Origin of the sequence: Zoogloea oryzae, from assembly GCF_030161255.1 — a bacterium.
GTDB lineage: Bacteria > Pseudomonadota > Gammaproteobacteria > Burkholderiales > Rhodocyclaceae > Zoogloea > Zoogloea oryzae.
Map to the genome: position 1 here is coordinate 1 of NZ_BSPX01000099.1, position 12,252 is coordinate 12,252.

Genomic DNA, 12,252 nt, shown 5'->3' on the forward strand with positions numbered 1-12,252 from the left:
ATTACCTGACGGATGGGCGCATCCCCATCGATAACAACTGGATCGAGAACCAGATTCGGCCGATTGCCATCGGGCGCAAGAACTGGCTCTTTGCCGGCTCGCTGCGCGCCGGCAAGCGCGCAGCGGCGATCATGAGTCTGATCCAGTCGGCGCGCCTGAATGGGCACGAGCCCTACGCCTATCTGAAGGACGTCCTAACCCGACTGCCGACTCAGCCGCAGAGTCGGATCGGTGAGTTGTTGCCGCATCGGTGGGTACCGGATTCCGCCTGAAGCTCGGTCAAGAGGGGATCGCCGGGTGCTTACTGTTGGTGCGCCTGCGAGCGGGTGCTGTTAGTCCTTCGTCAGGTGCGTTTCAAGTTTAAGAATGTCGGCGGTGCGTGGGAGTCGCCAGCGCCCTTCCGTGCCACAGGTACCGCCAGGTTCGAAGGAGTAGCAGTGTCGTCGAAGTACGAGGAGTCCTTTTTAGGCATTGAGTGCTCTTCCGTTGAGTTGCTTGACTAGCTGGGGGATGGCAGATCACCAGTGTGGCGTCCCTTTCTGGGGATTTCGCGTCACGTGGGCATGATCGAACTGCACTTGTCGGCCTACCGGTGGCTCGGGACAGCTTGACCTGCCAAAGCAAAATCCCCAGGGGCGTTGCCGCAACCTGGGGATTTGCATTTTTGCGAAGGCTGTACCGTAGGGTACTCTGCCGCGTGCTACATCATCCGATGATCATCCCGGCGCCGACTGTGTTGTTCGTCGATTCGTCGATGAGGATGAAGGCGCCGGTGGCGCGGGAGTCGGTGTAGTTGTCGGCGAAGATCGGCTGCGCGAGCTTGAGGCTCAGCTGGGCGATGTCGTTCATCGTCAGGGTGCTTGCGGCATCCTTCGAGAGCGTGTTGATATCCACGCGGTGGGCGATGGCGGCGACCTTGGCCTTGACCTCACGGGTCGTGTGGCGCAGCCAGTAGGTGCGGGCCGGGGACAGCGGGGTCTCGGAGAGCCAGCACACCACGGCGTCGATCTGCTTGGTCTGGGCCGGCAGTTCTTCGCTGTTGACGATCATGTCGCCGCGGGAGATGTCGATCTCGTCTTCCAGCAGCAGGGTCACGGATTGCTCGTGGATCGCCTTGGGCAGGGATTCGCCGTAGAGCTGGATGTCCTTGACCTTGGTGGTGAGGCCGTTGGGCAGCACGGTGACGCTGTCGCCGACCTTGATCTCGCCTGATTCGACGCGGCCCATGAAGCCACGATAGTCGTGCAGCTCGGGGTCGTCGGAGGCCTGCGGGCGGCACACGTACTGGACCGGGAAGCGGAAGCTCTCGGCCTTTTCGGTGTGGGCGGCAGGGGCGGCTTCCAGGATCTCGATCAGCGTCGGGCCGTCGTACCAGTTCAGGCTGTCACCGCGATCGACGATCATGTCGCCGACGAGGGCCGACAGGGGGATGAAGCGCACGTCGGTGAGGCCGATCTGTTCGGCGAAGGCCTTGTACTCGGCGACGATCTTGTCGTAGGTGGCCTGGTCGTAATCCACCAGGTCCATCTTGTTCACGGCGACGACCACGTGGGGAATGCCCACCAGCTTGGCCAGGTAGCTGTGACGACGGGTCTGGGTGAGCACGCCCTTGCGCGCGTCGATCAGGATGATCGCGACGTTGGCGGTGGAGGCGGCGGTCACCATGTTGCGGGTGTACTGCTCGTGACCCGGGGCGTCGGCGATGATGTACTTGCGGGTGCCGGTGGAGAAGTAGCGGTAGGCGACATCGATGGTGATGCCCTGCTCGCGCTCGGCCTGCAGGCCGTCGGTGAGCAGCGACAGATCGACGGCGGTGAGGCCGCGCTTGTTGGAGGTCTTCTCGATGGCGGTGAGCGTGTCGGCGAGGATGGCCTTGGTGTCGAACAGCAGGCGGCCGATCAGGGTGCTCTTGCCGTCATCGACGGAGCCGCAGGTGAGGAAGCGCAGCAGGCCGTTGTCAACGTCGGGCAGTTTTTCGGGTGCGGACATGGTTCTGTATTCCTTGGATTCCGGGGCGGCGATTAGAAGTAGCCTTCCTTCTTGCGCTGCTCCATGGAGGCGTCGGAAGTCTGGTCGTCGAGGCGGGTGGCGCCGCGCTCGGTAATCGTGGTGGTGGCGGTTTCGATGACGATCTTCTCGACCGTGTCGGCGTCGGATTCGACCGGCGCGGTACAGGAGATGTCACCCACGGTGCGGAAGCGCACCTGCAGGTCGATGATCTCTTCGCCGGCCTTGGGCAGATTGGTCAGCTCGCCGGTCATCAGCGGCACATTGACCGGGACGATGCTGCCCTGGCGCATCACCACCGGGCGGGTGTGGGCGAAGTAGATCGACGGCAGCTCGAGCTGTTCGCGCTCGATGTACTGCCAGACGTCCATCTCGGTCCAGTTGGAGATCGGGAAGGCGCGGATGTTCTCGCCCTTGTGGCTGCGGGCGTTGTAGAGGTTCCACAGCTCGGGGCGCTGGTTCTTCGGGTCCCATTGGCCGAACTCGTCGCGGAAGCTCATGATCCGCTCCTTGGCGCGGGCCTTCTCTTCGTCACGACGGGCGCCGCCGATACAGGCGTCGAAGCCAAACTCCTCGATGGCCTCCAGCAGGGTGACCGACTGGTGCTTGTTGCGGGATTCGTTCTCGTGCTTGAGGACGACGGTGCCGCGCTTCATGGAGTCTTCGACGGAGCGCACGATGAGGCGCTCGCCCAGCTCGGCGGCGCGCTTGTCGCGGAACTCGACCACTTCGCGGTAGTTGTGGCCGGTGTCGATGTGCATCAGCGGGAAGGGGAACTTGCCCGGGCGGAAGGCCTTTTCGGCGATCCGCAGCATGCAGATGGAGTCCTTGCCGCCGGAGAACAGCAGCACGGGGTTGCTGCACTGGCCGGCCACCTCGCGCATGATGTGGATGGCTTCGGATTCGAGCCAGTCCAGGTGGCTCAGGGTTTGTTTGGTGAGCGTCGACATTGCTTTACTCGTTTGAGGGTTCTTCGGTGCGCGTCACTTCTTGACGTGCAGGCCGCATTCCTTGGTTTCCGGATTCTCCCACCACCAGCGCCCGGCGCGCACGTCTTCGCCAATCGAAACCGGGCGGGTGCACGGCGCACAGCCGATGCTCGGGTAGAACTTGTCGTGGAGGGCGTTGTACGGAACCTTGTTGAGGCGGATGTAGGCCCAGACTTCCTTTTCGGTCCATTCCGACAGCGGGTTGAACTTGATGAGGCCGTTGCCCGCATCGAACTCGCGCTTGGGCAGGTCGGTGCGGGTGGTGGATTGCTGGGCGCGCAGGCCGGTGATCCACGCCTGCTTGCCGGCCAGGGCGCGGCCGAGGGGCTCGACCTTGCGGGCGTGGCAGCAGGCCTTGCGCAGCTCGACGCTGTCGTAGAAGGCGTTGATGCCGTGCTCGCGGGTGTAGGCCTCGATGGCGTCGTGGTTGGGGTAGAAGAACTTCAGCTTGAGGCCGTAGTGCTGCTGCACCTTGGCCATCAGGTCGTAGGTTTCCAGCGGCAGGCGGCCGGTATCCAGCGAGAAGATCTCGATGGGCAGCTTGGCGGTGGCGATCACGTCGGTGAGGACCATGTCCTCGGCGCCGAGGCTGTTGGCCATGGTGATGGCCGGCAGCTCGGCAGCCCAGGCGGCCAGGTCGGCCTTGAGCTGAGCGACCTTGGCTTCGAGGCTGGCCAGCAGCGCGGGATCGTCGAGCTTGGGGTTCTGATTGGGATGCATGGCGTCTCCGGGCTCAGGCGGCGCGCTGGGCGCGGCGGAACAGCGGTTCCGGCTGGTCGATGGCGGCCTGGTAGGGGGTCGAGAAATCCTTCAGGCTGGCCAGGGCTTCTTCGAGCTGGGCATCGGAGTACTTGCCGGCCTTGGGCTGGATGGCGTCGAAGCCGCAGCGCTGCATGAAGAAGAACTGGTCGCGCAGCACGTCGCCGATGGCGCGGATCTCGCCCTTGAAGCCGTAGCGGCTGCGCAGCAGCGCGGCGGCGGAGTAGGCGCGGCCGTCGGTAAACTTGGGGAAGTTGAGGGCGATGGCGGTGATGCCTTCCAGGTCGTCGGCGATCTCGTCCACGTTCTCGTGGCTGTCGAGCCACACGCCGACGCTGGCGCGACCGGAGATCTGGCCCTTGTGGGCCTGCCACACGGCCAGCGGCACGAACAGCGGGCCTTCGGGCAGGGTTAGGGCTTCGGGCGCCTGGGTTTCGTCCAGGACGAGGATCTGGGCCGCGTCGTCGATGACCTGGCCGTTCTTGATGAGCTTAGGCATTGTGCTTCCTTTCCTTGACGGCGGCTTCGCCATACACGCCGAGCTTGAACGGGTCGAGGCCGGTGCGGCGGACGGTTTCGATGAAGCGCTCGCCATCCTGGCGCTGGGCCAGGTAGACGTCGATGATCTTGCTGATCACATCGGGCATTTCGGCGGCGGCAAAGGAGCGGCCGATGACCTTGCCGATGCTGGTGTTGTTGCCCTGGCTGCCGCCGAGGCTGACCTGATACCACTCCTCGCCGTTCTTATCGACGCCGAGGATGCCGATGTGGCCCACGTGGTGATGGCCGCAGGAGTTCATGCAGCCCGAGATGTTGAGCTCGATGTCGCCGATGTCGTAGAGGTGATCCAGATCATCGAAGCGGGCCTGGATGGCGTTGGCGATGGGGATCGACTTGGCGTTGGCCAGCGCGCAGAAATCGCCGCCCGGGCAGCAGATGATGTCGGTGAGCAAGCCGAAGGTCGGCGTCGCGAGGCCGGTGGCGCGGGCCTTCTCCCAGAGGGCGAAGAGGTCGGACTGTTTGACATCGGCCAGCACGAGGTTCTGCTCGTGGGTGGCGCGGATCTCGCCGAAGCTGTAGGCGTCGGCCCAGTCGGCGACGAGATCGAGCTGCTCGGCGGTGATGTCGCCAGGGGCGCGCTTCGGGTCCTTCAGGGACAGCACCACGATGGCGTAGCCGGGCACCTTGTGGGCCAGCACGTTGCGGCGGGCCCAGGCGGCGAAGGCCGGGTTGGCGCTGCGCTGGGCGGCGTAGCCGGCGTCTTCGGCGGGCAGGGTTTCGTAGGCCGGGGTGGTGAAGTGGCCGGCAACGCGGGCGACTTCGGCTTCGGTGAGGGTGTTCGGGCCGTTCTTGCCGAATTCCCATTCCGCTTCCACCTGGCGCTTGAACTCGGCGATGCCCAGGGCCTTGACGAGGATCTTGATCCGCGCCTTGTAGAGGTTGTCGCGGCGGCCGTAGCGGTTATAGACGCGCAGGATGGCTTCGCAGTAGGTGATGATGTGCTGCCACGGCACGAAGTCGGTGATCTCTTCGCCGATGATCGGGGTACGGCCCATGCCGCCGCCGACCAGCACGCGGAAGCCGATCTCGCCGGCCGCATCGCGCTTGAGTTCGAGGCCAATGTCGTGGCACTGGATGACCGCGCGGTCCTGCCCGGCGCCATTCACCGCGATCTTGAACTTGCGCGGCAGGAAGGCGAACTCGGGGTGGAAGGTGCTCCACTGGCGAAGCACTTCGCACCACGGACGCGGGTCGATGTATTCGTCGCCGGCGACGCCCGCGAAGGGGTCGGAGGTGATGTTGCGGATGCACGCGCCGGAGGTCTGGATGGCGTGCATCTCGACGGTGGCGAGCTCGGCCAGGATCTCCGGCACGACCTTCAGCTCGGGCCAGTTGAACTGGAAGTTCTGGCGCGTGGTGACGTGGGTGTAGCCCTTGTCGTGGGTGCGCGCGATGTGGGCCAGCTTGCGCACCTGGGTGGACGACAGCAGGCCGTAGGGCACGGCCACGCGCAGCATCGGGGCGTGGCGCTGGATGTACAGGCCGTTCTGCAGGCGCAGGGGGCGGAACTCGTCGTCGGTGAGCTCGCCGGCCAGGTAGCGGCGGGTCTGGTCGCGGAACTGGGCGACGCGTTCGTCGACGATCTTCTGGTCGTAGGGGTCGTAACGGTACATGATTTTGTGATGTGTCCTGGTTGTCAGGGGCGCGCTGCCTGGTCAGGCCGCGATCAACTTGCTGCCCACCAAGACCAGCATGGTTGCCAGAATCGGACGCAGCACCCGGTCGGGCACCCGGGTGGAAATGTGGCTCCCCAGCCAGATGCCGGGCAGGGAGCCGATCAGCAGGCTGCCGAGCAGGGCCCAGTCCACGCTGCCGAGAAACCAGTGGCCGATGCCGGCCACCAGCGTGAGCGGCACCGCGTGGGCGATGTCGCTGCCGACGATGCGCAGCGTGGGGAGGCGAGGATACAGGAAGAACAGCGCGCTCACCCCCAGGGCGCCGGCGCCCACCGACGAGATCGACACCAGCACGCCCAGCACGGCGCCGGTGGCGACGGTGAGAATGGCGGTGCGGCGTGGGTTCTCACGGCCTTCGGAATGCTTCAGGGCAAAATCCTGGATCTTCTTGCGGAAGATGATCGCCACCGCGGTGAGCAGCAGGGCGATGCCCAGGGCGACCTTGATCAGGCCGATCGCGCCGCCGATGCCACCGGGAAAGAAGTTGCCGACCACCAGCAGGGTGATCGCCGAGGCCGGGATGCTGCCGGTGGCGAGGCGCCGGGTGACGCTCCAGTCCACCGTGCCCTTGAGGCCGTGGGCGAGGGTGCCTCCGGCCTTGGTGATGGCGGCGTAAAGCAGGTCGGTGCCCACCGCGACCGAGGCCGGCACGCCGAACAGCAACACCAGCAGCGGCGTCATCAGCGAACCACCGCCCACGCCCGTAAGGCCGACGATGGCGCCGACGGAAAAACCTGCAATGGTGTAGGCGATGTCCATGATGAGCCCCAATGTCTTGTGCGGTGCATCGTAAACGGAGCGGTTAGAGGGTAGAAGTCGGTTTGAGTTAAACTATAAGAACAAAAAGTTATATAGGCCGCGCAGCGGCGGCGGGAGCAGGTATGAACATCCAGCAATTGCGCTACGTTTTCGAGGTGGTCCGCCATCGCCTCAACGTGTCGGAGGCGGCCGAGGCGCTATTTACGTCCCAGCCAGGGGTGTCGAAGCAGATCCGTCAGCTTGAGGACGAGCTGGGAATCGAGATCTTCGTGCGCCACGGCAAGCGCCTGGTGGCGGTCACCGAGCCGGGGCAGCAGGTGCTGGCCATCGCCGAGCGGATGCTGCTCGATGTCGACAACCTGCGTCAGGTGGGGGCCGAGTTCAGCAACGAGGCCAGCGGCAGCCTGTCGATCGCCACCACCCACACCCAGGCCCGTTACGCGCTGCCGCCGGTGATCCGGGCCTTCATGACGCGCTACCCCAACGTGCGCCTGTCGCTGCATCAGGGCAACCCGCGCCAGGTGTGCGAATACGTGCTGTCGGGCGAGGCAGACATCGCCATCGCCACCGAGGCCATCGCCGAGGAGCACGAGCTGGTGATGCTGCCCTGCTACCAGTGGAACCGCTGCGTGATCGCGCCGGTGCGCCATCCCATCCTGAGCACCCAGCCGCTCACGCTCGAGGGTATCGCCCGCTATCCGATCATCACCTACGACTTTGCCTTCACCGGTCGTAACCAGATCAACAAAGCCTTCATCGGCCGGGGCCTGAAGCCCAATGTGGTGCTCACCGCGATCGACTCGGACATCATCAAGACTTACGTGGGCATGGGGCTGGGGATCGGCATCCTGGCCAGGATGGCCTACGACGCTGCGGTGGACAAGGATCTGGGCATGCTCGACGCCGCGCATCTCTTCGAGTCGAGCACGACCCGCATCGGCGTGCGCCGCAACGCGTGGCTGCGCGGTTACGTGTACGCCTTCATCGAGCTGTTCGCCCCCCACCTGTCGCGCCACGTGGTGGACGCGGCGCTGGCGGGGGGCGGCGAAGACCCGGGGCTGTGAGCCCGGCCGTCGAGAGCCTCAACGGCGCCGGCGGCGGAGGACGACGGCACCGATCAGGCCGAGGGCGGCGAGGGTGAGGGTGGCAGGTTCGGGTGTTTCGTACATCGCGCTGCCGGCGAGGATGAACACGTCGCCGAAACCGCCGCTGTCGCAGTTGGTGGTCTCGCCACCGTCGCTCAGGTAGCCGGCGCCATTGCCTTTGGTCGTGCCGCCGAAGCAGCCGAACAGCAGGCGCACCGAGATGGTGTCGTAACCGGCGCCGATGTAGCTCTCCAGGCTCGCGTTGAGCTCGGGCAGGAAGGCCAGGAATTCGGCGTTCTCGGTGCCCTGGGAGTTGTCGATGCTCTCGATCAGGGCGCCGGTCGAGCCGGTGGCGGACGGGCAACTGCCGCCCGGGTTGCGCAGGGTGGTGTGCTCGTAGATGCAGATCGTGCCGTAGACGGTTGCGAAGTCGGTCGAGGCCGGCGCATCGTAAAACAGCTTGGTGCTGGTGAAGGCCCCGTACGACAGGCCGGTGTCGCGCCCGACTTCGTAGTGGATGTCGGGCAGGGCGCCGTCGGTGTCGCGGACGGTAATCAGCCCCCAGTAATCCACCGAGGTCGTGGCGCTCTGGGGCTGGTTGTAGTCGAAGCCCAGCATCAGCTCGTGGCGCACGCCGCCGATGGTGAGCGCATCGCGCAACCACACGGCGTTCACGTCCCAGGTGCCGATGTTGTCGGCGCCGGCGGCGAGCTGGTTGTTGGCCGGATCGCTCATGTTGCCGGCTTCCATCGTGGTGCCGGTGGCGCGTCCGGTGGCGAGGAAGTTGTCGCCGCCGCGGTTGGTCTTGAAGCCGTTCTCCACCCGGCTGCCGTCGGTGGTGGGCGGATTGGTCGGGCTGGTGTCGCTGTTGTCGAGGGGCGCCGCGCCGCCGGCCTGGACGACGACCGTCTCCTTGAGCATGCCCTGGGGCGTGGACAGCAGGTAGCCGCCGCTGTCGGTGCCGGTGCTCTGGGCGAGGCCGGCGATGTAGTTGAGCATTGGCGCCGAGCAGCTGAGCATGTCGCCAAAGGTGGCGCAGGCGGGGGAGCTCTTGTCGATGGCGGGGCCGGCGTAAACGGCGAGGGGCGTGGCGTCTGCGAGGGGTGACAGAAATGCTGAAACGATCGTGGCTGCTGTCAGGGCCTTGTTTTTGCTGATTTTCATTTTTTCCTCCTGGATGCTCCGTGGGAATTCGCGAAAAAACAAGCAAGACACCAAAATTTACGCAAATCCTGTGCCGAATTTAGAGTTTTGTGATAAGTCGCCGAATTTGCTTCGTTTTTGACGTTTGTTGATTCGTTCGGCCTAAGGCGCTGGGCGGGCCGTGTAAAGCCGGTCGACACCGCCCCGGGCGGGGCTCCCCGGATTTGCGTGACGGAGTTGGCAGCCGGCGGCCCGATTGTTTCCGGATCCTTCCATTTCGAATTGCCGCCGTGCTTTGTGAGAGACTTGAACGCTCCAAGCCGCCCGCTGTTTTTCCATCATGCAATCCCTGACGACCTTCGCCGCCCTGCTGCTGGCTTCCGTGCTTTTCGTGCCGCTTTTCAAGCGCGCCGGCCTGGGGACGGTGCTCGGCTATCTGGCGGTGGGCATGCTCATCGGCCCCTACGGCGTGAAGCTCGTGCGCGACCCGGACAACCTGCTCCACACCGCCGAGCTGGGCGTGGTGCTGCTGCTCTTCGTGATCGGGCTGGAACTCAAACCGTCGCGGCTGTGGGCGCTGCGCAAGTCGGTTTTCGGGCTGGGGGCGATGCAGCTTTTCGGGGTGGCGGCGGCGCTGGCGGCGGCGGGCTTGTACACGGGCCTGTCGATGTCGGCGGCGGCGCTGGTGGGGATCATCCTGGCCCTGTCGTCCACCGCCTTCGTGCTGCCCACGCTGGCCGAGCGGCGCGAGCTATCGACCCGTTACGGGCGCGAGGCCTTCGCGATCCTGCTGTTCCAGGATCTGTCGGTGATTCCGCTGCTGGCGCTGATTCCCCTCTTCGGCACCGGCAAGCCCACCGCGCTCACCCATCCGGCGGTGGGCCTGGGGCTGCTGGTGGCGGTGGTGGTGGTGGGGCGGCCGCTCCTCGATCTGCTGTTCCGCCACGTGGCGCGGGTCAATAGCCGGGAGATGTTCACCGCGGCGGCGCTGGTGACGGTGCTGGGGCTGGCGCTGCTGATGCAGGCGGGCGGGCTGTCCATGTCGCTGGGTGCGTTCATCGCCGGCGTGCTGCTGGCCGATTCCGAGTTCCGTCACGAGCTGGAGGCGTCCATCGCGCCTTTCCAGGGCTTGCTGCTGGGCTTGTTCTTCATGGCGGTGGGGATGTCCACCAACCTCACCCTGCTGGTGAAGTTTCCGTGGCAGATCATCGGGCTCACGGCCGGGCTGGTGTTCATCAAGGTGGTCGTGCTGTACGGCCTGCGCCGGCTGGTGGGCGGGCCCAAGCTGGGTTCGCGGATGCTGGCGCTGGCGCTGGCCCAGGGCGGCGAGTTCGCCTTCGTGCTGTTCGATGCGGCCCAGTCGTTCAAGGTGCTGGGCGAAGTGCAGGCCGACAAGCTGACGCTGGTGGTGGCCTTGTCGATGGCGGTGTCGCCGCTGCTGCTGATGTTCGGCGACTGGCTGGCCCGGCGCGAGGCGGGCCGGCGGCCGCCCAAGGCTTACGACCAGATGCCCTCCGAGGCGAGCGACGTGGTGATCGCCGGTTTCGGCCGGGTCGGGCAGGTGGTGGGCCGGCTGCTGCTGGCGCGGGGCATCCGCTTCACCGCGCTGGACGCCGACGCTGGCCAGGTGGAAACCGTGCGCAAGTTCGGCTTCAAGGTGTTCTACGGCGACGCGGCCCATCTCGATCTGCTCCACGCTGCCCAGGTGGGCGAGGCCAAGGTCTTCGTGCTGGCCATCGACGACGTGGAGGCGTCCCTGCGCACCGCCGAGCTGGTGAAGAAGCATTTTCCCCATGTGCAGATCGTGGCCCGGGCCCGCAACCGCTTCCACGCCAGCCGGCTGATGGACATGGGCATCGAGCGGCAGATCCGCGAGGCGCTGCCATCCAGCCTCGAGATGGCCCGGTGGACGCTGGAGCTCCTCCACGAGCCGCCGGCGCTGGTGGATCAGATGGTGACCCGCTTTGCCCGCCACGACGCCGAGGTGCTGGCGCGCCAGCAGGCCATCGACCACGACGAGGGCAAGCTGATCCAGTCGTCCAAGGAAGCCCGCGACGAGCTGGCGCAGATCCTCGAGGAAGCCCGCGAGGCCTTTGCGAAGAAGGAGCGTCCGGCCAAGACGGCCGGCAGGGCCTGAGTCAGTCCGCCGTGAAGGGGCCGTCGCAGGCGAGGGCCAGCATCAGCGCGATGCGTGCTTTGGGCGGCGGCAGGCTGCCGACGGTGAGCCAGCCTTCGGCGTCGTCGTTGGCGTTGGCGTTGCGGATCACCGGCCCGGCGCAGCGGCTGGCCCGGACGATCACCACCCCTTTCTCCCTGGCCCGGCGCAGCGCCGGCAGCCACGCCGACGGCACGCTGCCGTGGCCGGTGAGGGCCAGCACCAGCCCGCGGGCGCCTTCGGCCACGCAGGCGTCGAGCAGCCCGGCGGGCGCGCCGGCGTAGCCGGGCAGGATGTCCACCCGCGGCAGGGCATCGGCGGCGAGATCGGCAAAGCGGCCGTCGGGCCGGGCATCGGTCCAGTCGATGGCGGATTCGAAGGCGTCGAGCCCGGTGGTGCGGGCTTTCACCAGATGGCGGGCGGCGTGGGCGGTGGCGTTCATCACCACCAGCACGCCCTTGCCGTGGGCCTCCGGGCTGGCAGCAAGACGCACCGCGGCGAGCAGGTTGGCCGGGCCGTCGGCCTGGGGGTGGTCGGCCGGGCGCATGGCGCCGGTGAGCACCACCGGCTTGCCGCCGGGCACGGTGAGCTGCAGGAAATAGGCGGTTTCTTCCAGCGTATCGGTGCCGTGGAGGATCACCACGCCATCCGTTGCCGGATCACCCAGCGCCCGGCGCACCGCGGCGAGGATCGTCAGCCAGCCGTCGGGCGTCATGTCCTTGCTGTCGAGGGAAAGCACCTGCTCGGCGGAGAGGTCGAAGGCGTCGAGGCCCGGCACGGCGGCCAGCAGGGCGCCCACGGGGCGCACGCCAGCGCGATAACGGGCGCCGCCGGATTCCGGATCGGCTTCGCCGGCAATGGTGCCGCCGGTGGCGATGAGATGGATCATGGTCGTGGGGCAGGGGGGCGGGGGATGGCGCCGAGCATGCCACTGGATGCGGCGGGATTGAAGCCCGGACTGGCATGTCCGGACCTCAGGGGGGGACGAGTGGACCTTTGAGGTCCGCGTTTGCAGGTCTGAGTGTAGTGGTCTAATTTCCTCGGACACCTCGATAGGTGGATCATCCACCCGTAGAGGAGAACTTGATGAAACAGAAACGCCGGGCGTTCGATGCGAG

General features: G+C 66.2%; 11 protein-coding genes. 3 read left to right on the forward strand and 8 right to left on the reverse strand.

What is annotated here, in order from left to right:
- The coding region (locus QQK25_RS20725; RefSeq protein WP_284189670.1) for a transposase domain-containing protein at positions 1 to 272 on the forward strand (272 nt) is incomplete at its 5' end.
- A gap of 433 nt (positions 273 to 705) precedes the next feature.
- Here QQK25_RS20725 and cysN read toward each other — a convergent pair.
- From cysN to QQK25_RS20755, 6 genes are read right to left on the reverse strand one after another with little or no spacing between them, the layout of a single operon-like run.
- Positions 706 to 1,989: a sulfate adenylyltransferase subunit CysN gene (cysN, locus tag QQK25_RS20730; protein ID WP_284189671.1), complete on the reverse strand. Its 1,284-nt coding sequence runs from the start codon at positions 1,987 to 1,989 to the stop codon at positions 706 to 708.
- 32 nt (positions 1,990 to 2,021) lie between these two features.
- Entirely contained in the window at positions 2,022 to 2,957 is a 936-nt protein-coding gene (cysD, locus tag QQK25_RS20735) for a sulfate adenylyltransferase subunit CysD (protein ID WP_284189672.1), read from the reverse strand.
- Positions 2,958 to 2,990: 33 nt separating this feature from the next.
- Positions 2,991 to 3,716, reverse strand: a complete 726-nt coding sequence (locus QQK25_RS20740; protein ID WP_284189673.1) for a phosphoadenylyl-sulfate reductase — start codon at positions 3,714 to 3,716, stop codon at positions 2,991 to 2,993.
- A gap of 13 nt (positions 3,717 to 3,729) precedes the next feature.
- The gene (locus QQK25_RS20745; RefSeq protein WP_284189674.1) at positions 3,730 to 4,254 is read right to left on the reverse strand and encodes a DUF934 domain-containing protein; all 525 of its coding nucleotides are present in this window, start codon (positions 4,252 to 4,254) and stop codon (positions 3,730 to 3,732) included.
- Positions 4,247 to 5,929, reverse strand: a complete 1,683-nt coding sequence (locus tag QQK25_RS20750) for a nitrite/sulfite reductase (RefSeq protein ID WP_284189675.1) — start codon at positions 5,927 to 5,929, stop codon at positions 4,247 to 4,249. Before QQK25_RS20750 ends, QQK25_RS20745 begins: the two co-directional genes overlap by 8 nt.
- 42 nt (positions 5,930 to 5,971) lie before the next feature.
- Positions 5,972 to 6,751 carry a sulfite exporter TauE/SafE family protein gene (locus tag QQK25_RS20755; protein ID WP_153163191.1) on the reverse strand — a complete coding sequence of 260 codons (780 nt, stop codon included), beginning with the start codon at positions 6,749 to 6,751 and terminating at the stop codon, positions 5,972 to 5,974.
- A gap of 122 nt (positions 6,752 to 6,873) precedes the next feature.
- Between QQK25_RS20755 and cysB the strand changes: the two genes are divergently transcribed.
- On the forward strand, positions 6,874 to 7,815 hold the full coding sequence (gene cysB, locus QQK25_RS20760) for an HTH-type transcriptional regulator CysB (protein ID WP_153163192.1): 942 nt from the start codon (positions 6,874 to 6,876) through the stop codon (positions 7,813 to 7,815).
- Between the two features lie 18 nt (positions 7,816 to 7,833).
- Here cysB and QQK25_RS20765 read toward each other — a convergent pair whose 3' ends face one another.
- The gene (locus tag QQK25_RS20765; protein ID WP_284189676.1) at positions 7,834 to 9,000 is read right to left on the reverse strand and encodes a PEP-CTERM sorting domain-containing protein; all 1,167 of its coding nucleotides are present in this window, start codon (positions 8,998 to 9,000) and stop codon (positions 7,834 to 7,836) included.
- A 319-nt stretch (positions 9,001 to 9,319) separates the two neighbouring features.
- On the opposite strand from QQK25_RS20765, the gene QQK25_RS20770 reads away from it, so the two are divergent.
- Entirely contained in the window at positions 9,320 to 11,116 is a 1,797-nt protein-coding gene (locus QQK25_RS20770; protein WP_284189677.1) for a monovalent cation:proton antiporter-2 (CPA2) family protein, read from the forward strand.
- Between the two features lies 1 nt (position 11,117).
- Here the strand turns inward: QQK25_RS20770 and QQK25_RS20775 are convergent, their stop codons facing one another.
- A complete protein-coding gene (locus tag QQK25_RS20775; protein ID WP_284189678.1) occupies positions 11,118 to 12,023 on the reverse strand; it encodes an asparaginase in 906 nt (301 codons plus the stop codon).
- Positions 12,024 to 12,252 lie beyond the last annotated feature (229 nt).